This is a genomic window from Pyxidicoccus fallax, from assembly GCF_012933655.1.
GTDB lineage: Bacteria > Myxococcota > Myxococcia > Myxococcales > Myxococcaceae > Myxococcus > Myxococcus fallax.
The window spans coordinates 37,674-58,584 of the sequence record NZ_JABBJJ010000035.1 but is presented as its reverse complement, the minus strand read 5'-3'; the positions used below and the strand labels follow the sequence as shown (position 1 = coordinate 58,584).

Here is a 20,911-nt window from a genome sequence, read left to right as displayed (position 1 = left end):
GAATGGGCGCTCAGCGGGACTCCAGCTCGCGGAACTTCACGCCGCCCATACCGAGCCGGTTCACCGTGTCCACGAAGCGCTCGGTGGCGATGATGTCCAGGTGACTGCTGAGCCGGAACACGTCGAGGTGACCTGGCAGGGAGGCGGCATCGAGGATGAGGGTGGGGAGGTACCGGATGTCCTCGTAGCCACACGTGGGGCATGGGGGTTTGCTCTTCGGCGACACACAGTCCCGGTGAGGCGTCCCGTGCAGCTCGAGCTGGACCTCCAGAAACTCTGGAGGGTTCTTCCCGCGGAAGCGCAGCTGGACGGGGCAGGCCTGCTCCAGACCGCGCAGTCCGGCCCCCCGGAGTTGCGCCAGTGCCTCGACACGGACCAGGAGTTCCGTGGAGTAGAACGCCAACAACTGGCCGAAGTTGCCCGAGCCCTTGCAGGACAGGGGACCGAACTGCACGCCAGATACGAGCCGAGCTTCTGGAGGGGCAAAGGGGCGGACCAGCTCGCGCAGTCGATTGAACTCGGGCCGAGGTACTGGCCATGAGTCGGTCAACTTCTTGAGATCATCTGGAGGCAGCGCGGACAGGTCCACGCAGGGATAACTCAACCCGCCGATGCCACCGCCGGCGCCACACGTCGGACACGGCTCCCTTCCTGGTAGCCCCCACTTGTGTGTCCCATCCATGTCCCCCGTATAGGGCGGTGACGTGTCCTCTTCGATGACGTAGAGCCTCACGATTGCGTCCTATGTGCCCAGCCGAGGCTCAAGGAGCCTGAATGCTCGGGCCGAATGAATCCACACGGGTGTTGTACGGCATGACCGGTCCCGTCAGTTCGAAGCGGAAGATGAGCTCGACGGCTTTACGGTGAAGCTCCACGGGCGTCACTTCGCGTTTACGATTGGCCAGCCAGTACTCTCGCCAAGCCTGATTCCATCTGCCACCGCGACCGGTGCCACTGTGGATTTCACGATGGATGTGCTCGGGGATGAGCATCGTGAACTGGTGGATGTCCACGCCCCGGTCCTTGAACCAGCGCGCGAGGTAGTCCTGCTGCGGAAACAGGTGATGCTTGACCCGCTTGCCCGGCTCCTGGCGGAGCGCGGGAAGAAAGCCCTGCCGGTAACGGAAGTGGAACGTCATCCGAGGCCGGGCGTCCGGGCGGATGCCCATGCTCCGCCAATTGCGGAACGCCGGAGGACGCCAGGGCGCCCGGTACATCTGCGCCAGCTCGACCTGGGGCGTCCGAGGCACGAGCGCCACCGCCTCCGCCACCACGTCCTCACAGTCGAAGATGCCGCAGAGTTCGCCGTCACACGCGATGGCGACGCACTGGTCCGCGTCCTCGTGCTCGCACGAGACAGCGCTGTCCGCCTCTTCCCACGCACGCAGTGCGGGAGTGCTGGCACCACACGCGGACATCAACACAGCGAGCAGCAGCCACAACGATGGGAGGACTCGTGCCATGGAGCCGCGGAGCCTACTCCCTCGGCTTCAGGTGCTTGTAGACCACGTCCGCCAGCACCGGCGGAGGACAGCGCGGGTCCGGCGTCGCCGTCTTCATGCATGCCTCGTAGGGCAGGAACGGCGCCAGCTCGCGCATCCAGCGCGTCCCCTGCCGCGTCCAGATGTACTCCGCTCCATCATCCGTGTTGTAGAGCCAGAAGCGCCCTCGCGCGTCCCACGCCCAGTAGACGTTCCATGGCAGAGGGAAGCCCTCCCGGTCGCGGAAGAGCTCCTCTCCTTCCGGCGTGTGGAAGCTCACCACCCAGCACTGGCCGAACTTCTCCGGACACGGCCCCTCCAGGATCTCCACCTTCGCCACGTACCGGCCATCCGGCGAGAACAGCGGCGACCGCTGCGCGCGCTCCGAGTCGTCATGCACCGGAGAGACAGGTACCGCTGGCGGCGGCGGGGGCTCCCCCGTCCGCCTCCACAGCACGATGCCCAGCACGAACACCGCGACGCAGACCAGCACGGGGAAGAAGCGAAGCAGGGTCTTCATGGCCGAGACACTCTGTATCACCCCCGCGCTCCCAGGGTCCCCGCCGACCGCCGCTCACCGACGGACGCCACCGCTCGCGGAACCACCGTTGAGCCCCGCCGCGAAGGACGGCACCTTCACCCTCCACGCTCCGGAAGGCGAGGTGAAGCATGCGCGTACCCCCCGTGACACTGTTCACCCGAGGTGAGGCCAGGCGTCCATGAACATGCACCGCGCGGGGGTACCGGGCATCCGCCACATGTCCCCGGCTACGATGGTCATCATGTCCGGACCTCATCGAGCGCGACACAGCGGCCATCGCGCCTGGCTCCTCGCGCTCGTGCTCGGTTGGGCGGCGTGCCTGACCTCGTGCAAATCGCGCACGGACGCGCCCGCGGGGCCACGGGCCACGCGCGTGCTGTTCATCGGCAACAGCTACACCTACTACAACAACCTGCCGCACGTGCTCGAAGCGCTCGCCGCCTCCGCGTCCCCCTCCGAGCGCGTGGAGACCCGCATGGTGACGGTGGGCGGCGCGCGGCTGAAGAACCACTGGGATGACGACGACGCCGTGGACGCCCTCGGTGAAGGAGGCTGGAACCACGTCGTCCTCCAGGAACAGAGCACGCTGGGCACGCTCATCGTGGACGGCCGCCACGAAATCAACGACCCCGAGCGCATCTACTTCCCATACGCACGCCGCTTCCACTCCGAGGTCCTGCGCCGCGGCGCGCGCCCCGTCCTCGCCCTCACGTGGTCCCGGCGCCATGCTCCCGAGGCGCAGGTCCGGCTCAACCACGCCATCCTCGGCCTCGGCCGCGAGCTCGGCGCCACCGTCGCTCCCATGGGACTCGCATGGCAGCAGGTGCGCGAGCAGCACCCGGACATCCCCCTCTATGTCGATGACGGCAGCCACCCCGCCCCAGCCGGCACCTACCTCGCCGCGTGCACCCTCTACGCGACGCTCTTCGGCCGCTCTCCAGAAGGACTGACCGCCACCGTGCGCGGAGTCCCCACGCCGGACGGCAAGCCGGTGGGCGACGAAACCACCCTCATCTCCATCCCCGAGCCCACGGCGCGCGTCCTCCAGCGGGCCGCGTGGCAGGCCGTCGAGACGCTGCGCACCCAGGGGGCGAACCTCGTCAAGGCCCCGCCTCCGCGCACACTGCCCACGCTGCCCACCGGCGCAACCATGCGCTGGGAGGCGCTCCCCGGCACCTGGAGTGGCGAGCTCCGCCTCTACCCCGAGGAGTGGGGCCGCGCCCCCGCGAAGATGCACCTGGAGCTTTCCTCCGATGGAGACGACTACGAGGGCGAGCTTCGCGTCACCTTCACCGACGGCAGCAAAGAGGGCCCTTTCGACGTGGAGGCCGAGCGCTCACCGTCAGGCATCCTGCGCTTCACCACGCCGTACATCGAGGGCGCCCCGGGAGAGGTCCGCTTCGAGGCGGTGATGACCCCCGACGGCAAGCTGGTGGGGACGGCCGCGTACGAGGAGCCGAAGTCGCTCGACCGCGCTTTCGGCTCATGGCGGCTGGAGCCCGCGCGTTGAGTCCCTTGTTCTGGCGCCTCAACGTCGCGGGCTGGCTGGGCTACGGCGCGGCCACCTGGCTCACCTATGCGCTCGTGTTGGCGGACATGCCCGCGCGCCAGCGCCACCTGTACCTCGCCTACAAGGCCCTGCGCATGGGCCTGGGCTTCGGGCTGAGCCTCGTGCTGCACCGCGTGTGTCGCCTCCTCCGGCGGCGGCGCCCGCATCTCGGGCTGGCCGTGGCGGGAGTGCTCGGCACCGTCTCCGTGCTGGGCGCGGTGTGGTCACTGCTGCTCTGGGCGGCCTCCATGCCCCTCTTCCCCTCGCGCGTGCCGGACTGGAGCTACCTGCCCCGCGAGGTGCTCAACTTCGGCATCGTCCTCGCCGCTTGGAGCGCCGCGTACTTCGCGGTGAAGGCCTGGCAGGAGCGGCAGGAGCAGGAGCGCCAGCGGCTGGAGGCTCGCGCCCTCGCGCACGAGGCGCGGCTGCAGGCCCTGCGTCACCAGCTCAACCCGCACTTCCTCTTCAACGCGCTCAACTCCATCCGCGCCACCATCGGCGAGGACGCCACGAAGGCGCAGACCATGGTGACGCAGTTGTCGGAACTGCTGCGCGCGGCGCTGGGCGGACCGGACCGCAGCCTCGCGTCCCTGGGCGAGGAGCTGGAGATGGTGGAGAACTACCTCGCGCTGGAGAAGGTGCGCTTCGAGGAGCGGCTCGACGTCCGGGTGGAGCTGGCTCCGGAGGCCGCCCGCGCCACCCTCCCCGCCTTCACGCTCCAGCCTTTGGTGGAGAACGCGGTGAAGCACGGTCTGCGCGCGGGCCACACGCTGCGCATCCACGTGCGGGCCTGGCGGGACGGTGAACGCCTGCGGGTCGAGGTGGCGAACACGGGCAGCCTCCAGGCCCGCGCGGGCGCGTCCACGGGCATCGGCCTGCGCAATGTCCGCGAGCGGCTGGAGTCCCTCTTCTCCGGACGGCACGACTTCCAGCTCGTGGAGGAGGAGGGACAGGTCATCGCGCGGCTGAGCATCGAGGAGGACCATGGCGGACCGCATCTGCGCGCTGCTGGTGGATGACGAGCGGCTGGCGCGCCTGGAGCTGCGCCGGCTGCTGGCCGCCGACCCCAACGTGGAGGTCGTGGGCGAGGCGGACGGCGTGGCCTCGGCCTCGGCGCTCCTGCGGCGGCTGCGCCCGGACGTGGTGTTCCTGGACGTGCAGCTCGTGGACGAGTCCGGCTTCGACCTGCTGGAAGAGGCCGGAGACGACACCGCCGTCGTCTTCGTCACCGCGTACGAGCACCACGCGGTGCGCGCCTTCGAGGTCAACGCGCTGGACTACCTCCTCAAGCCGGTATCGCCCCGACGGCTCGCGCGCACGCTGGAGCGGGTACGGTCCACGCTGGCGGCGGAGCGTCCGGAGGACCAGCGCGTACTGACGCTGGAGGACCGCGTGCTGGTGGAGGAGCGCGGCCGCGCGGAGCTGGTGCGCGTGAGCGACATCCTCTGCCTGCGCGCCGAGGACGACTACTCGCGGCTGGTGGCGCCCGGCGGTCGCGAGTACCTGGTGAACGAGTCGCTGCGCAGTTGGGAGGGCCGCCTCCCCGCGCGCCACTTCCTGCGCATCCACCGCTCCACCCTCGTCAACCTGGAGCACGTGGAGACGCTGGAGCGCCAGCCCAATGACACGTACCTGCTGCGGCTGCGCGGGCTCGGCGAGCCCCTGGCCATGAGCCGCCGCTTCGCCTCGCGCCTGCGCGAGCGGCTGGGCTGAAGCGCTCAGCCCGCGTGCTCCTCCACGAAGAGGCGCGCGTTGCGGATGCCCACCGAGACGCGCTCGCCCTGGGACAGGCCCAATGCCTCCAGCTCCGTGTGGGCCATGTGCACCATCAGCGTGTCGCGGCTGGCGAGCTGGAGGCTCAGCTTCACCAGATCGCCCACCCGCGTCAGCGCCGCGATGACGGCGTGCACCCCGGCCGGCTCCTCCACCGCCCGGGCGATGCGCACCTCGTGCGGCCGCACGAAGGCATGCACCCGCGCGCCATCCGGCGCCCCACCCGGGGCCTCCAGGCTCAAGCCCCCGAGCGCCGCGCGCCCGCCCTCCACCCGGCCTCGCAGCACGTTCGCGTTGCCGATGAAGGACGCGACGAAGGGCGTCGCCGGCCGGTCATACACGTCCAGGGGCGTGCCCACCTGCCGCACCCGCCCCTCGTGCATCACCACCACCTGCTGCGACAGCTCCAGCGCCTCCTCCTGGTCGTGCGTCACCAGCAACGTGGTGACGTGCGTCCGCTCGTGCAGCTCGCGCAGCCATGCCCGCAGCTCCACGCGCACCCGCGTGTCCAGCGCTGCGAAGGGCTCGTCCAACAGCAGCACCCGGGGCCGCGTCGCCAGCGCCCGCGCGAAGGCCACCCGCTGCCGCTGCCCGCCCGACAGCTGCGACGGATAGCGCTCGCCGTAGCCCTGGAGCTGCACCAACTCCAGCAGCTCGTCCACCCGCGCGTCGCGCTCCTTCCGGGCCACGCCGCGCACGCGTAGGCCGAAGCCCACGTTGCCCCGCACCGTCAGGTGCTCGAAGAGCGCGTACCCCTGGAAGACGAAGCCCACCTCGCGCCGCTGCGGCGGCACCCGCGTGCAGTCCTCGCCGCCGATGCGCACGCGCCCCGCGTCCGCCTCCTCCAGCCCGGCGATGGCGCGCAGCACCGTCGTCTTGCCGGAGCCCGACGGGCCCAGCAGCGCCGTCACCGCCCCTGCCGGCGCGTGGAAGGACACGTCCTCCGCCGCGGGGTGGCTGCCCCCGGCGAAGCGCTTGGTGAGGTGCTCCACGGTGACGCTCATGGCCGTCCACCCTGCCGACGCTCCGCGACCTTCTTCACCCCCAGCGTGACGAGCGCCAGCAAGGAGAGGAGCGAGGCCACCGCGAAGGCGCCGACGTAGTTGTACTCGTTGTAGAGAATCTCCACGTGCAGCGGCACCGTGTTCGTCAGGCCGCGCACGTGGCCGCTCACCACCGACACCGCGCCGAACTCACCCATTGCCCGCGCGTTGCAGAGGATGATGCCGTACAGCAACCCCCACTTCACCCGGGGCAGCGTCACCCCGAGGAACACCTGCCAGCCGTTGGCTCCCAGCGTCAGCGCGGCCTCCTCCTCGTGGCTGCCCTGCGCCTGCATCAGCGGCAGCAGCTCCTTCGCCACGAAGGGGAAGGTGACGAAGGTGGTGGCCAGCACCACGCCCGGCACCGCGAAGATGACCTTCACGTCGTGCGCGTCCAGCCATGGCCCCAAGAGCCCCTGCCGGCCGAACAGCAGCACGAAGATGAGCCCGGAGAGCACCGGCGACACGCTGAAGGGCAGGTCGATGAGCGTGCTCAGCACGCCCCGCCCCACGAAGTCGTACCGGGCGATGAGCCACGCCGCCGTCACGCCGAAGACGGCGTTGGCCGTCACGGAGATGCACGCCGTCAGGAGCGTCAGCCGGATGGCCGACAGCGTCTCCTCGTCCCGCACCGCGTCCAGCCAGGGGCCGATTCCCCGGGACAGGGCCTCGTGGAAGACGAGGCCCAGCGGCACGACGACGAGCAGCCCGAGGAAGCCCACCGCCACGCCGATGAGCAGCACGCGCACCCAGAGGGGCTCGCGCAGCGCGGGCGACGCGCGGGACATGGCGGCGCCGCTCATCGCTTCCTCCCGCGCAGCGCCCACGCCTGCAGCGCATTGATGGCGAGCAGCAGCATGAAGGACGCGCCCAGCATCACCACGCCGATGGCCGTGGCCCCCGCGTAGTCGTACTGCTCCAGCCGGGTGACGATGAGCAGCGGCACGATTTCGGTGCGCAGCGGCATGTTGCCGGAGATGAAGACCACCGAGCCGTACTCGCCCAGCGCCCGCGCGAAGGAGAGCGCGAAGCCGGTGAGCAGCGCGGGGAAGAGCGCCGGCAGCACCACCCACGCCACCGTGCGCAGCCGGCCCGCGCCCAGCACCGCCGCCGCCTCCTCCAGGCGCGGGTCCAGGTCCTCCAACACCGGCTGCACCGAGCGCACCACGAAGGGCAGCCCCACGAAGGTCAGCGCCATGGCCACGCCCGCCGGCGCGAAGGCCACCTGGATGCCCCACTTCGTCAGGTGCTGCCCGAGCCAGCCATTCTGCGAGTACACCGCCGTCAGCGCGATGCCCGCCACCGACGTGGGCAGCGCGAAGGGCAGGTCCACCAGCGCGTCCAGCACCGCCTTGCCCGGGAAGTCGTAGCGCGCCAGCACCCACGCCACCACCGGGCCGAAGACCGCGTTGACCACCGCGCCCACCAGCGACGCGCCGAAGGACAGCCGGTACGCCGCCAACGCCCGGGGCCCCGTCACCGCCGCCACGAAGCCCTCCCACGACAGCGTGGACGCCTTCAACACCAGCGCGCCCAGCGGCAGGAGCACCAGCAGGCCGAGGTAGAGCACCGTGAAGCCCAGCGCCAGCCCGTACCCGGGCAGCACGCCGCCTCGCCGCACCAGGGGCACGGAGCGCAGCGCCGCCTGCATCACCGGCCCCCCGGCGTGAGCCGCGCGACGGCGTCGGCCCGCTGGTTGAGGTCCGCGAGGCTCAGGTTGTCCAGGATGCGCGCGGTGGCGTCTCGCACCTCGCGCATCACTCCGCGCAGGGCGCAGCCGTCCGGGTCCTTGCAGTCATCGCACGCCCGGAAGGCCCGCTCGCTCGAGCACGACGTCGGCGCGAGGGGCCCGTCGAACAGGCGCACCACGTCTCCCAGGCACACGTCCTCCGGCTGCTTGCGAAGCTGGTAGCCACCGCCCCTGCCCCGCCTGCTGCTCAGGATGCCGTGGTTGTTCAGCTCCAGGAGGATGTGCTCCAGGAACTTGCGCGGAATGTCCTCCCGCTCGGCCAGCGTCGCTATCCGCACCGGCTCCCGCTCGCGAGCCAGCACCTGGAGCGCCCGTAGCGCGTACTTCGTTTTTTGCGAGAGCTTCATATCTCTACCGATTCTATCAACTTTATCGGGAATCGGGTCTACACGGCCTTCGGAGTCCGCTCCGGGAGTGCGTGCTCACGGGAAATTCCGGGGACGGGCCTTCCGACCTCCAGGCATCCGGGCTGGCCTCCGCGTCCGTGCGCGCCGGGAGGCCCGAGCGGCGAAGTCCCGGAGCCATTCCCTGTCGCGGCGGGTGACCGCACCCCACCTTCAGAAGACAACGCTCTCTTGCCCCCGGAGGACGCCAATGAACGTCGAGAAAATCATGAGCGGGAACCCCATCACCTGCATGCCCGACACGAGCCTCCAGCAGGCGGCCCGGTGGATGGTGGAAGGCGACTGCGGCGCGCTGCCCGTCGTCGACATCGACAACAAGCCGCTGGGCGTCATCACCGACCGCGACATCACCTGCCGCATCATCGCGCAGGGGAAGGACCCGTACGCGCTTCACGTGGAAGACGCGATGACGCACTCCGCGGCGACGGTGTTCAAGGACACCCCGCTGGAGGACTGCATGGAGTTGATGGAGGAGAACCAGGTGCGCCGCATGATTGTGTTGGACGACGACGGCACCGTCTGCGGCATGGTGTCCCAGGCGGACCTCGCCCGGCACCTGCCCCCGGACGAGGCGGCCGAGCTGGTGCGCGAGGTCTCCTGGTCGAGCAGCACGCCGTCACAGGTCCACTGACGGGGCCCGGCCGCTCAGGGCCCGCCGAGCGCGAAGGCGGCCATGCGGTCCACCCGCGTGCTGCCGGGGCGCTCGAGGACATCGTTGTGCCCGGCGCCCGGCACCGTCTCCACCGTGGCCTTCGGGAAGCGCGTGCCGAGCCGGCGGCCCATGTCCACCGGGATGAGCGTGTCCCGCTCTCCGTGGATGATGAGCACCGGCAGGTTGACTCCGGGCGCCTTGGACACGGTGTCGAAGCGGTCCCGGACGAGGAGCGTCGCGGGGAGGAACGGGAAGGCCAGGCTCGCGATGTCCACGATGGACGTGTAGGGCGACACGAGCATCAGCCGGCTGCCGTACCCCCGCCGCGCCATCTCCACCGCCACGCCGGTGCCGAGGCTGCGGCCACTGAGCACCATGCGCTCCGCTGGCACGCCCTTGGAGCGCAGCAGCTTCAGGCCCGCCTCGGCGGCGGCGTAGATGCCGTCTTCCGTGGGGCTGCCGGGCGAGGCGCCATAGCCGGGGTACTCGACGGCGAAGAACCCGAGGCCCCACTCGCGCAGCCGCTGGCCGTACTCCAGCTGGCCCAGGAGCTGCTCGCCATTGCCATGGAAGTGCACCACCGTCGGGGCGCCCTCGGGCGCGGGCAGGTGGAGCACGTCCACGAACAGGTCGCCCTCCAGCGGCAGGCGGCTGAAGCCCTGGTTCTCCTTGAGCGGGATGGAGGCCTTGGGCGCCGGGTAGATCATCGACCGCTGCAGCGCGAAGGCGGTCCCACACAGCAGGAGGTAGACGCCAACGAAGGTGGAGACGAGGAGGATGAGCATGCGCCGGAGCCGAGCCATGAGGGCCCAGTCTGCCTCATCCGGGCACGCGGTGCGGCATGAGTCCGTGCCGCCTCGGAGAGCGCGCTCTCTAGGTCGGAGCGAACAGGCCTGACGGTGCGGGCGGGGTGAAGCCGGGGAAGACCTTCGCCAGGTCCACGCCGGGCCGGCAGGCGCGCAGGACTTCCGCCAGCGGGGCGCGCACGTCGGTCCATGAGGGCACGTCGCGCCCGTCTTGGAGGTGCGCTGGCTCCAGTGAGCCGAAGCGGCCGTGGACCTTCCCTCCCCGCACGCCGCCGCCCAGCACCAGCATGGCGCTGCCCACGCCGTGGTCCGTGCCCCGGCTGCCGTTCTCGCGCACCGTGCGGCCGAACTCCGTGAGCACCACCACCGTCACGTGCTCCAGTCTCGGGCCGAGGTCCTCGGCGAAGGCGGACAGGGCGCTCGCCAGCTCGCGGCACCGGTTGGCGAAGACGCCCGTTGCCGCTCCCTGCGCCGCGTGCGTGTCCCAGCCGCCCAGCTCCGTGGCCGCGACTTCCAGCCCCACGTCGCCCTTCAGGAGCTTCGCGATGTCCCGGAGCCGCTGAGCCAGGGGGCCCTTCGGGTACTCCACGACCGAGCTGGAAGGCAGCCGGGACAGGCGCTCCGCGTCCAGGCGGGACAGTGCGTCGAAGGCGCCCTGCCCCGTCGTGCGCAGCGCTTCGTCCACTGCTCCCGCATAGAGCGCGCTGAAGCCCGTGGTGGCTTCCTCGCCCCGGCGGCCTCCCCGGAGGCGGAACTCCTCCAGACGTCCCATGGCCAGCGCTCCCGCGCTCCCGAACAAGGCACGGGGCAACGTGGGCTGCAGCGCGACGGCTCGCAGCGCCGCTCCGTCTTCCTCGTCCTCCAGCGCGCGGTTGAGCCAGCCGTCCGGCGTGGACTTGCGGCCCGGTGTTCCCGACTCCACGAAGTCCTGCGCGTCGAAGTGCGAGCGCACCGGCGTGGGTAGGCCGACTCCGTGCAGGATGGCGAGCTGGCCCTCTCTCCACAGTGGCAGCAGCGGCTCCAAGCGCGGGTGCAGGCCGAAGCGGTCGTCCAGCTTCAGCGCGGCATCCGAGCCGCTTCCCGATGGCTTCAGCGCCAGCGTGGGCCGCGCGCGGTGGTAGGCCGCGTCCTCCACCGGAGGAACGAGGGAGAGTCCGTCCACTCCACCACGGAGGAAGATTGTGACCAGCGCACGGCGCGCGGGCGTCGTGGGACTGGCGGCCAGCGCACGGCCCAGGAAGCCGGGCGCGAGGACGAGGCCCGCGCCCGAGAGGCCGAGGGCGCGCAGCAGGCCGCGACGGGAGAGGGACGCGCTCATTGTTTCTGGAACTCCGGCGAGCCGAGCAGCAGCCCCGCGATGAGGGAAATGTCCACGGGTCCCGGCTCGTCCTCGGCGCTGGCGGCCTCGGCACGCTTCGACAACGCCGCGAGGATGGTGGCTCGCGTTTCTTGCGACGGCGGTGCGCCCAGCAGCGCCCTTCCGAGCGCATCCACCCAGCCTTCCGCTGACTGCGTCTCGGGCCTGGCCAGAGACTCCAACGACACACGGGTTCCCGGCAGGCGTCCGGAGACCAGCTCCAGGCTGAAGTTGAGCCGTGCCACCAGCGAGCCGCTGTTCACCCACGGCGCCGAGACCTCCGGGAAGCCCGTGGGCGCGGGAGCGCGATAGAGCGGCTCGCCCATCTTCGCCAGGGACTGCACCAACCTGGGGCGCACCGTCACCTCCGCTCCCGTGGCTCGCAGCGCGGACACCACGAACTCGAAGGGGGTCTTCACCTTGGTACCGCGCGCCTCGGCTGCCCAGAACTCCGGTGACTGGAAGAGCGCGCGGTACACCGTGCGCAGGTCCCCGTCCGAGTCGAGGAACGCCTTCGCCACGCGCTCCACCAGCGCCGGTGGGGGTGTGTCCGAGACGAAGCGACGCGCCAGCTTCGTCGCGATGTGGCGCGCGGTGGCCGGGTGACGCGCCAGCAGGTCCAGCACCTGCTCGCCGTCCTTCCGCCCTCCCGCGGAGATGCGCTGCCCGAGGACCACCTTCTCATCCGGGTCATGCGCCCTGCGCCGGAAGAAGAACTCGGGCTCGCGACGTGGCCGACGGATGCTCCAGCCCGTGAAGGCACGTGCCACCTCGCGCACGTCCCGCTGCGTGTAGCCGCCGTCCACGCCCAGCGTGTGAAGCTCCAGCAGCTCGCGCGCGTAGTTCTCGTTGAGGCCAGGCCTCGGCTCGGCTTCCCCGCCGCCATCTGGCGATGCCATGGCCTCGGGAGGTGCTTCGTCCTCGGACCGAGCCTCGTCCCCGGATGCACCGTCGCCCATCGCATCGGACGGAGACGCCATGGCTTCGGGAGGAGCCCGGCGAAGAAGGCGTGGCATCCCGTCCCGCGTGCTGCGCCAGTTGTCCAGGTAGAAGAGCATCGCCGGGTGGCGCGCCGTCGCCCCGAGCAGGTCCCGGAAGTGGCCGAACACATGCGGGCGGATGGCATCCCGCTCGTAGGACGTCACCATCCACCGCACCGCGCCCTTCTCCGCGGACACGTTGAAGTGGTTGAACCAGAAGTCCACCAGCACCTCTTCGAACTGGCTCGGACTCTCCACCGCGCGCAGCACCTTCGCGGACGCCTGCTCCAGGTTGATGAGCGCGGGGCGCATCAGTTCGCGCCCATCCAGCAGCGCCTGCTCACGCTGCTTCTTCGGCGGATAGTCGCGCGCCAGCTCCGCCATCGACATCGTCAGGGTCGGCAGTGCCTGGAGCTTCGCCTCCAGCTCCGGCGGCAGCGCCGCGCCCGGGCCGGCAAGCTGCGCCTCCACCCACCCCTCCACGCCCAACCTCCGCACCTCGGCCAGGTCCCTCGCCGACGGTCCGAAGGCCAGCCGCTGGAGCACATGCACCGCGCGTGCCTCGTCGAAGGCAGGCGGAGCCACGTGCGGGCGGCTCGCACACGAGAGCAGCACGGCCACCAGAGGCCAGAGGGGCAGAAGGCGCATGACGAAGGATGGAACCCGGAAGGTCCCCGAAAGTTACATCACTCCGACCGCGGGCCCGCCTGCCCAGCCGCTCAGCGCACGGAGTCGAGGAACCCCAGCAGCAACGCACGGAAGGTCTCCGGCGCCTCCAGGTGCGGCGAGTGCCCGACGCCCGGCAGCACCTCCTCGCGCGCCTGGCCACCTCGGTTCCGGTACGCGTCGAGCATCGCCCGCATCTGGCTCACCATGGGCTGCGGCGGATACACCGCCTCGCCGGGCCAGCCCGGCACCGCGCCCAGCTTCCCGAGGAAGCCGAAGTCGAACAACGACGTGTCCGACACAATCTGGTCCTCCGCGCCGCGCACCCAGAGCACCGGCGGCCGCGTGGGAATCGACGCGAAGCCCCGCAGGTCGAGGTACTTCCCCGAGATGGCGTTGTTCATCCCCCGCCGCCCCGGCGCCACGCCCGGCCAGTTCTCCGAGCGCTCCACGTCTCCCGGGTAGCCGTCGTCCCCCACCGAAATCTTCAGCATCTCCCCCACCAGCACGTCCTCGCGCGAGCGCTCCAGCCGGAAGGGCGGCTTGAAGTAGTACTTGTTCATCACGTTGCGCGGCGAGGCATCGTTCTCGTCGGACATGTCCTTCGCGATGAGCCGCCGGACGAACTCCGGATTCACCGTGCCGCCTCCCGAGCCCGCGAAGTCCGGCCAGCACGCCGCCACCGACGCGTCCCCCTTCGTGCCTCCGAAGCCCACCGGCGAAATCGGCGCGATGAACACCACCGAGGCCACCCGCTCCGGGTGCTCCATGGCGAAGCGCATCACCACGCCCGCGCCCGCGGACCAGCCCACCAGGTGCACCTTCTTCCCCGCCAGCCGCGGGGCCAGCGCGTCCAGCAGCGCGAGGACATCCTCCGCGAAGTCCCCCACCCCGCGCGTCGCATCGATGGGCGCGCGCTCCGTCTCTCCAAACCCACGCAGGTCCGGCGCGAGGCACCGGAACGACGGAGGCATCGCCGCCATCGTGTCCTCGTAGAAGCGGCTGGAGGAGACGTTGCCGTGGATGAACACCACCGGCACGCCGTCCGGCGCGCCGCTCGCCAGCAGGTGCTGCACGCGGAGGCGCGACGTGGGGACCTTCAGGGACTCGATTCGGGCGGGTAGGTTCGGGGTCGTCATCCAGTGGCTCCGGTGATGTGCCCCCAAGAATCGACCAGCGCACGCCCGAGCGGAAGCCCTCACTCCTCGGGGCCGTCCCCTTCCAGCTCGCGGATGAGGGACACCAGGTCGTCCTGCTCGCCCTGGATGACGAAGACGCCGTCCTCCGCTTGTCGCCCGCCGGGCTTCGCGGCCACCGGCCCCCGCCGGGGCTTCGGCGTGGATGGCAGCCGCATGACGGGGACCTGCCGGGGACGCGCCGCGGGCATGGGGCTCGGCTCGGGCGCGACTTCCGGCACCGGCGCGGCCGGAGCCTCCTCGGGCGGAGTCGAGGGCAGCGTCCAGTCCGTCTTCCGGGCCAGCCACTCCGCGTAGCGCGGGAAGGACCAGCAGCCGTCCGCGGCGCCCGTCTCGATGGCCGACGGAATCTTGTAGAAGTGCCCCTGCCTCACGATGCTCTTCACTGGCGTGCTGCCCATGAGCACCTCGCACTCGGGGACGCGCAGGCCCACCTCCGGCCGGTAGCGCAGCCGCTGGCACACCACGCCCACGAGACAGTCCGCGAGCTGCGCGCACACCGCCGGCTGCATCTCCGGCGGGAAGGCGGACACCACCCGCGCCAGCGCCTCCCCCGCGCTGGCCGAGTGCACCGTGGCGAGCACCAGGTGCCCCGTCTCCGCCGCGTTCATCGTCAGCCGCATCACCTCCGGCTCGCGCATCTCCCCCACCATCAGCACGTCCGGGTCCTCCCGCATCGCGTCGATGAGCGCCTGCGAGAAGGACGGCGTGTCCCGCCCCACCTCGCGCTGGCGGATGAAGGACTGCCGGGGCACCAGCGCGTACTCGATGGGGCTCTCTACCGTGATGATGTGCCGTGCCTCGGAGATGTTCAGTTCCTGGAGCAGCGCCGCCAGCGTCGACGTCTTCCCCGAGCCCGTGGGCCCGCTGACCAGCACGAGCCCATGCGTCGGCTCGATGAGCTTGCGCAAATCCGGGTGCAGGTTCAGCCGCTTCAGCGTGGCCTGCGCGGTGGCCAGCAGGCGGATGGCGAAGCCCACGCCCCGCGCGCTCCGCAGCACGTTGATGCGGATGCGCTGCCCATCCAGCGTGCGCGCCACGTCATGCGAGCAGCGCTCCAGGAACGCGGGCCAGTCCTCGTCGCCCACCACGTCGCGCGCCAGCGCGGTGAGCGCCATGGGCGACAGCGGCTCTCCGACCAGCCGCAGCGTCCCCCGTACCCGCAGGGCCATGGGCATGCCGCCCTCCAGGTGGACGTCGCTGGCGCCCTGCTCCCGGGCGCGGCGGATGATGGCTCCCAGTTCCATGCAAGCTTCCTCCTGACCCGCCGCCAGGGAGCAACGTGCGTGCCGAAGGAGACGTCACGGGTACGCCCGGGCGGCGGTGCCTGGGAGGGGAGCGTTCCCGTGCCGGATTGTCGACGCGGCGCGGACCGGCGCGACAGATTGTCCCCATGGCGCTGAAGCTCTTGCAGAGACTCCGGCAGGGTGCATCCCGAGCGCTCCGCCGCTCGCATGGCCTGCGCGGACGGGCCCGTCACATCGCGCGCGGCGCGCCTCCACCCGGGCGAACTTCTTCCGGACGCCACGAGGTCCCCATGCCCGCCGATGCTCCCGGCTCCGCTCGCCCGCCCCTCCCCGCCGGCTTCCAGGACGTCCTCTCCTTCCCGTTGCTCCAGGCCCTGCTCGGCCGCCGCGCGCGCCGCTTCGCTTGCGGCACATCCATCCCCGACGGCCCGCTCGCGTACACCTCCCAGCGGGAGCCCCTGCCCCTGAGCGAGCTGGAGCAGATGCTCGTGCTGCTGGCCGCCGGTGGGAACACGGGCTGGCACTACGCCATCACCCGCAACGCGCACTACGCGCCCCACTTCCCCAACTACGCGGGCGCGGCCGGCGGACGCACCTTCCCGTCCGCCGCCGGCTTCCACACCAGCGAGCTGTTCTTCACCGACGACAGCGGCGTCTACTTCTTCGCCACCCGCGACGCGCCCGCGCTCGCGGAGAAGGACGCGGACGGAGGCTTCGACCTGGAGGAGCTGCTGGAGGCCCACCGGGGCCGCATTCGCAAGCTCGACTCGGGCCGCATCCAGTTCCCGCACGAGGAGCCCTTCATGGAGGGCCACAACACCTGGTGCGCCAACGTGCCCGGTTCCACGCTCATCATCCCCGTGGCGGACCTCGCGCAGCACATGCTCGCCGTCCTCTGCTTCGCGGTGCAGAACGGCTACGGCCTCGTCAATGACATCCACGGCGAGCCCATCGCCGGCCTGGAGCGCTTCCGCCACCTCGTCAACCTGGACGCGCCCTTCCCGCTCTCCTTCGTGGAGCAGTACGTGCTCTCGGAGGCCACGGCCGAGATGGCGTGCAGTTGCTACGCGGGCGTGCTGATGCTCCAGGCCATGGGCCTGGGCGGGTGGATGTTCGACGGCATCGACCGGCACACCCTTCTCGGCGCCACCGGCGACCCGCGCGCGCCGGGCCTGCGCTTCCGCTTCGACACCGACCCGCGCTGGGCCCTGCCCAACGCCACCGGCCTGCCCGGTGTCTTCGAGGCCTACTGCCCGCCCCACTACCCGGACATGCGCGCGGCGGTGGACGCGTTCTGCGAGCGCAAGTTCGGCCAGGGAGGGCCCTTCAACCCCGGCACGCCCGGCGCGTGGAAGGAGAGCCCCCGCGTGCGCGGCGCCGCGAAGGTCCACGACCCGGAGTTCCGAGAGTGCGTGGCCACCATCGCGCAGTACATCCTGGACAGGTTCGGCAAGTTCCCCGGCACCATCCCGAGCGTCTTCTGCCTCACCTACCTCCAGGCCCACCACCTGGACCTGGACTTCTACGACACGCACTTCCACCCCGGCGCGTACCTGCCCACGCACGCGCGCCACCTGGAGCGCTGGCACGGGCGGTGACGCGCTGGCTCAGCCGCCCAGCAGGGACATCAGCGTGAAGGCCACCGAGCCCACCATCACCGCCGTGGCCAGCGTGCTGATGGTGATGACGGCCGCCGGATGCCGGTCCACGAAGCGCAGCACCTCGTGGAGGCCGCGCTTGAGCAGCGTGCGCTGGCAGTGCACCGCGATGCGGCCTTCCTGCAGGTACTGGAGTTCCTCCGTCATCTCCTCCACGGAGGCGTAGCGCTCCGCGGGGTTCTTCCGCATGCCCCGCGCGACGAACCACGCCAGCTCCGCGGGCACGTGGCTCTGATGCGGATTCGACTGGAGCGCGTTGAAGGGGGGCGTCACGGACTGCACCCCCTCCAGAATCTGGGCGAGCGACTCGCGGCCCTCCAGGTAGTGCTTCAGGAAGAGCAGCTCGTGGAACACCACGGAGAGGCTGTACACGTCGCTGCGCGCGTCCAGCGACTGCTCCCCGCGCGCCTGCTCCGGGGACATGTACAGGGGCGTGCCGATGACGGAGCCCACCTGCGTGCGCGGGGAGGCGGGCGCCGACTCCACCACGGGCCGCATCCGCATCGCGACGCCCTGGCTGTCCTGCGACGGCTGCGCGGCGGGCCGCACCTGTTTGGCCAGGCCCCAGTCCATCACCGTCACCTCGCCGAAGGGCCCCACCATGATGTTGGCGGGCTTCAGGTCCCGGTGGATGAAGCCCTTGCGGTGCGCGTACGCGACGGCGTTGAGCACGCCGATGCAGATTTGAACCCGCGCCCGGAAGTTGAAGCGCTCATGCGTGGCGCGGTCTCCCTTGCGCAACTGGGTGATGATGGACTCCAGCGTCTCGCCCTGGAGGTGCTTCATCACGAAGAAGTACCGGCCTCGCTCGTCCACGCCCACGTCGTGCACCGGGACGATGTTCGGATGGTCGAGCTGCCCGACGGTGCGAATCTCCTCCACGAAGCGCAGCACGCGGTCCATGTCCGCGTTCTCGGGCAGCCGCTTCAGCGCGACGAGCCGCTCGATGTCGTTGTCCTTCAGCAGCACCACCTCGCCCATGCCGCCCTGGCCCAGGGGACGCATCTCCTCGAAGCGCTCGCGCTGGGACGGCAGGAGGTCCACCCGCTCGCCGTGCCACTCCACGCGCGGTAGCACCGTGTTGCGGCGCGAGGTGTTGGCGGCCGCGGGCGCCGGACCGCTCCGGGGGTTCTGCGAGAGGAGCGTGGCGTCCAGCGTTTCCGGGGCGTAGCGAAGGGTGTCCGACATGGAAGCCCTGATTAACAGGCACCCCGCTGGATTGCTCAAGTCCCCCCACCCCATGGGGAGGGCCGGCGTTGAAGGCCCCGACAGAACTGGGGTTTTCAGGGCGCTTCGATTTCCATGCGGTAGCCCACGCCGCGCACCGTCTGGATGGCGAAGCGCGACGCGCTGTTCCATCCGAGCTTCTTCTTCAGGCTGGAGACGAAGTTGTCCACGGTGTGCGGGTCCACGACGACATCCTTGCCCCACACCGCGTCGAGGATGTCGTCCCGGCGCAGCACGCGCTCCTTCTCGCGCACCAGGAAGGCCAGCAGGTCGAACTCCGTGCGCGTCAGCTCCACCTGGCCGCCCTCGGGCGTCTCCACCTTGCGCCGGTCCAGGTCCAGCTTGTAGCCAGCGAAGCGCACCAGCTTCACGGGCGCGCCCCCGGAGCGGCGCACCAGCGCGCCCACGCGGGCCAGCAGCTCGCGCAGACGGTAGGGCTTGCCCAGGTAGTCCTGCGCGCCCGCCTCGAAGCCGCGCACCACGTCGTCCTCCAGCGTGCGCGCGGTGAGCATCAGCACCGGCGTCGTCACGCCCTCGTCCCGCAGCGCGCGGCACAGCGAGTAGCCGTCGCCATCCGGCAGCATGACGTCCAGCAGGATGAGCTGGAACGAGCGCTTCGCCAGGTGCGCACGCGCGTCGCGCACGCTCGCGGCTTCCTCCACCGCGTAGCCGCCCTGGTTCTCCAGGTTGTCGCGCAGCGCGAGCCGCAGGTTGGTGTCGTCCTCCACGAGGAGGACGGCGGGGATGCTGGAGGTCATGTCATCACCGTGGGTGGAAAGGACAGCTCGAAGGTGGTGCCCTCGGGGCTGGAGTCGGCGACGCGCAGGCTCCCCCCATGCAGGCGCATGATGCGGCGGCAGAGTGCCAGACCCAGGCCGCTGCCGGGAACATCCCGCCCCTGGCCGGGCAGGCGCACGAACTCCTCGAACACGGTCTCCCACTGCTCGCGGGGGATGCCGATGCCGTTGTCGGAGAAGCGCACCTTCCCGTCGGGGAGCGACTCGATGCGCAGGCGCACCGGACTGCGCGTGTTGTACGCACAGGCATTGCGCGCGAGGTTGGACAGGAGCAGGCGCAGGAGCTGCGCGTCCGCGTGGTACGTCCGGTCGTCCACCTGGGCGTCCAGCTCCACCGGCACCTTCGACCAGGCTTCCAAATCGCGGCGCAGTCCGGACACCAGCTCGTCCAACCGCACCGGCGCCAGCTTCGGCACCCAGCGGCCCTTGTCGATGCGGTTGAAGGACAGGAGGTTCTCCACCAGGAAGCCCAGTCCGTCCGCCTCGCGGACGATGCGCGCCGGGTAGTCGCGCGCGTCCGTGCCCTCTGCGAGCCGCCACTCCAGCGTCTCCGCCAACAGGCGGATGGAGGCCAGCGGCGTGCGCAGCTCGTGGGAGACGGTGGCCACGAAGTCGCTCTTCAGCTCCAGGAAGCGGTACTTGCGGCGCTGCGCCACGAAGGACAGCGCGGCGATGCCCATCGCCAGCACCGCGCACAACGCCACCATGCCTGTCTTCAGCCGGTAGCGCCGCACCAGCGCGCCCTGCGCCCGGGCCCACTCCGGCGTCTCCACCGACAGGGGCAGCGCGTCCAGCGACAGCACCTCCGCGTCGCCCAGGAGCCGCACCTGCCCGTCCGCCTCCAGGAGACCGCGCTCGCGCATCTCGCGCGTGAGCGACTCCAGCAGCGCCGTCGCGTCCACCGCCACGCCGCGCACCTGGCTGCCGCCGCGCGGCTCCAGGTACCAGCCGGTGCGCACCAGCACGGGGCCGTCCAGCTTCCGCGGCAGGGGGAGCGGCTCGGCGGCCAGCTCGCCGACGCGCGCCTCGAAGTCCGTCACCGGCGCGCCCACCTTCGTGGACAGGGCGGCCACGCGCTCGCGCAGGAAGGTGAAGTCCTCACGCGTGAAGCGCGAGCGCCGCGACAGGAGGAGGCGCTGGAGCCCGTCCAACCTTCCGCCCCTTCCGTCCGCGAGCCCCTCGCGCACCAGCGCGTGCATGAGCTGTGGCACCGGGTCTCCGCGCTCGGCCAGTGACTCCAGCACCACCAGCAGGCCGGGCACGTCACGCGTGGAGGCGAGCACGTACTGCGCGCGGTGCTGGAGCAGCGCCATCAGCGCCACGGTGGACGCGCGCCGGTCGCCTCGCGTCAGCGCCCCGTCCACCGCGCGAACCAGCGCGAGCCGCTCCGCCCACGGGTCCTCCTCCTCGTCCGCCCGCTCCGTGCCAGCGCGCAGGCGCGTGTAGCGCTCCCGCGCGGGCGCGTCGTCTCCGGTGTCGTGCTGCGCCAGGCGCGGCAGGAGCTGCTCCCCGCGCTCGCGCAGGTACAGCCCCGTGGCGGGCATCAGCGGGTCCACCGACGCGGCCTCCATCGCGGGGCGCGCCGCCTCCAGCCGGTCATGCAGGGACTGCGTCAGCGAGGCGCGCGCGTACTGCTCCAGCGCCTTGCGCCGCGAGTCGAGCGAGGCCTGCGCGTCGTCGCGCTCGGCGGCGAAGATGCGCTGGAGATAGCCCAGTCCCCAGCCGAGCCCGGCGAGGCCGAGCGCGAGGGCGATGAGCGTGGGCAGCAGCCGGCGGAGCATCGG

The 20,911-nt window shown here is 71.0% G+C and carries 20 protein-coding genes; 5 read left to right on the top strand and 15 right to left on the bottom strand.

The features are described 5' to 3' along the window. Window positions 1-10 precede the first annotated feature (10 nt). From sitI6 to HG543_RS10495, 3 genes are read right to left on the bottom strand one after another with little or no spacing between them, the layout of a single operon-like run. Complete coding sequence (gene sitI6 / locus HG543_RS10505; RefSeq protein ID WP_169344575.1) at window positions 11-733, bottom strand: SitI6 family double-CXXCG motif immunity protein; 723 nt, start codon at window positions 731-733, stop codon at window positions 11-13. 28 nt (window positions 734-761) lie between these two features. Further along, window positions 762-1,463 carry a SitA6 family polymorphic toxin lipoprotein gene (gene sitA6 / locus HG543_RS10500; protein ID WP_169344574.1) on the bottom strand — a complete coding sequence of 234 codons (702 nt, stop codon included), beginning with the start codon at window positions 1,461-1,463 and terminating at the stop codon, window positions 762-764. 13 nt (window positions 1,464-1,476) lie between these two features. Then, on the bottom strand, window positions 1,477-2,001 hold the full coding sequence (locus tag HG543_RS10495; RefSeq protein ID WP_169344573.1) for a hypothetical protein: 525 nt from the start codon (window positions 1,999-2,001) through the stop codon (window positions 1,477-1,479). A gap of 262 nt (window positions 2,002-2,263) precedes the next feature. On the opposite strand from HG543_RS10495, the gene HG543_RS10490 reads away from it, so the two are divergent. The 3 genes from HG543_RS10490 to HG543_RS10480 are packed head-to-tail and all read left to right on the top strand — an operon-like array spanning window position 2,264 to window position 5,284. Then, a complete protein-coding gene (locus tag HG543_RS10490; RefSeq protein WP_169344572.1) occupies window positions 2,264-3,532 on the top strand; it encodes an SGNH/GDSL hydrolase family protein in 1,269 nt (422 codons plus the stop codon). Then, window positions 3,529-4,590 carry a sensor histidine kinase gene (locus tag HG543_RS10485; protein ID WP_169344571.1) on the top strand — a complete coding sequence of 354 codons (1,062 nt, stop codon included), beginning with the start codon at window positions 3,529-3,531 and terminating at the stop codon, window positions 4,588-4,590. Before HG543_RS10490 ends, HG543_RS10485 begins: the two co-directional genes overlap by 4 nt. Then, window positions 4,556-5,284, top strand: coding sequence for a LytR/AlgR family response regulator transcription factor (locus HG543_RS10480; protein WP_169344570.1), 729 nt, complete (start codon window positions 4,556-4,558; stop codon window positions 5,282-5,284). The genes HG543_RS10485 and HG543_RS10480 overlap by 35 nt, the downstream gene beginning before the upstream one ends. 5 nt (window positions 5,285-5,289) lie before the next feature. Here HG543_RS10480 and HG543_RS10475 read toward each other — a convergent pair whose 3' ends face one another. From HG543_RS10475 to HG543_RS10460, 4 genes are read right to left on the bottom strand one after another with little or no spacing between them, the layout of a single operon-like run. Continuing rightward, window positions 5,290-6,348: a sulfate/molybdate ABC transporter ATP-binding protein gene (locus HG543_RS10475; protein ID WP_169344569.1), complete on the bottom strand. Its 1,059-nt coding sequence runs from the start codon at window positions 6,346-6,348 to the stop codon at window positions 5,290-5,292. After that, complete coding sequence (gene cysW / locus HG543_RS10470; RefSeq protein ID WP_169344568.1) at window positions 6,345-7,190, bottom strand: sulfate ABC transporter permease subunit CysW; 846 nt, start codon at window positions 7,188-7,190, stop codon at window positions 6,345-6,347. Before cysW ends, HG543_RS10475 begins: the two co-directional genes overlap by 4 nt. Further along, window positions 7,187-8,038, bottom strand: a complete 852-nt coding sequence (cysT, locus tag HG543_RS10465) for a sulfate ABC transporter permease subunit CysT (protein ID WP_169344567.1) — start codon at window positions 8,036-8,038, stop codon at window positions 7,187-7,189. The genes cysW and cysT overlap by 4 nt, the downstream gene beginning before the upstream one ends. After that, window positions 8,038-8,484 (bottom strand): RrF2 family transcriptional regulator, encoded by a 447-nt coding sequence (locus HG543_RS10460; RefSeq protein WP_169344566.1) that lies wholly within the window; start codon window positions 8,482-8,484, stop codon window positions 8,038-8,040. Before HG543_RS10460 ends, cysT begins: the two co-directional genes overlap by 1 nt. Window positions 8,485-8,731: 247 nt before the next feature. Between HG543_RS10460 and HG543_RS10455 the strand changes: the two genes are divergently transcribed. After that, window positions 8,732-9,172, top strand: coding sequence for a CBS domain-containing protein (locus HG543_RS10455; protein WP_169344565.1), 441 nt, complete (start codon window positions 8,732-8,734; stop codon window positions 9,170-9,172). Window positions 9,173-9,186: 14 nt separating this feature from the next. Here HG543_RS10455 and HG543_RS10450 read toward each other — a convergent pair whose 3' ends face one another. From HG543_RS10450 to HG543_RS10430, 5 genes are all read right to left on the bottom strand, one after another. Then, on the bottom strand, window positions 9,187-9,996 hold the full coding sequence (locus HG543_RS10450; protein ID WP_169344564.1) for an alpha/beta hydrolase: 810 nt from the start codon (window positions 9,994-9,996) through the stop codon (window positions 9,187-9,189). Between the two features lie 70 nt (window positions 9,997-10,066). Further along, window positions 10,067-11,317 carry a DUF1501 domain-containing protein gene (locus tag HG543_RS10445; RefSeq protein WP_169344563.1) on the bottom strand — a complete coding sequence of 417 codons (1,251 nt, stop codon included), beginning with the start codon at window positions 11,315-11,317 and terminating at the stop codon, window positions 10,067-10,069. Continuing rightward, a complete protein-coding gene (locus HG543_RS10440) occupies window positions 11,314-12,921 on the bottom strand; it encodes a DUF1800 domain-containing protein (RefSeq protein ID WP_343073316.1) in 1,608 nt (535 codons plus the stop codon). The genes HG543_RS10445 and HG543_RS10440 overlap by 4 nt, the downstream gene beginning before the upstream one ends. A gap of 134 nt (window positions 12,922-13,055) precedes the next feature. Next, the gene (locus tag HG543_RS10435) at window positions 13,056-14,141 is read right to left on the bottom strand and encodes an alpha/beta fold hydrolase (protein ID WP_169344561.1); all 1,086 of its coding nucleotides are present in this window, start codon (window positions 14,139-14,141) and stop codon (window positions 13,056-13,058) included. A gap of 59 nt (window positions 14,142-14,200) precedes the next feature. Continuing rightward, entirely contained in the window at window positions 14,201-15,445 is a 1,245-nt protein-coding gene (locus tag HG543_RS10430; RefSeq protein WP_169344560.1) for an ATPase, T2SS/T4P/T4SS family, read from the bottom strand. Window positions 15,446-15,735: 290 nt separating this feature from the next. Between HG543_RS10430 and HG543_RS10425 the strand changes: the two genes are divergently transcribed. After that, a complete protein-coding gene (locus HG543_RS10425) occupies window positions 15,736-17,043 on the top strand; it encodes a hypothetical protein (RefSeq protein ID WP_169344559.1) in 1,308 nt (435 codons plus the stop codon). A 9-nt stretch (window positions 17,044-17,052) separates the two neighbouring features. Here HG543_RS10425 and HG543_RS10420 read toward each other — a convergent pair whose 3' ends face one another. From HG543_RS10420 to HG543_RS10410, 3 genes are all read right to left on the bottom strand, one after another. Beyond that, window positions 17,053-18,291: a serine/threonine-protein kinase gene (locus HG543_RS10420; RefSeq protein ID WP_169344558.1), complete on the bottom strand. Its 1,239-nt coding sequence runs from the start codon at window positions 18,289-18,291 to the stop codon at window positions 17,053-17,055. A gap of 95 nt (window positions 18,292-18,386) precedes the next feature. Then, complete coding sequence (locus HG543_RS10415; RefSeq protein WP_169344557.1) at window positions 18,387-19,088, bottom strand: response regulator transcription factor; 702 nt, start codon at window positions 19,086-19,088, stop codon at window positions 18,387-18,389. After that, window positions 19,085-20,908, bottom strand: coding sequence for a sensor histidine kinase (locus tag HG543_RS10410; protein WP_169344556.1), 1,824 nt, complete (start codon window positions 20,906-20,908; stop codon window positions 19,085-19,087). The genes HG543_RS10415 and HG543_RS10410 overlap by 4 nt, the downstream gene beginning before the upstream one ends. Window positions 20,909-20,911: the final 3 nt, after the last annotated feature.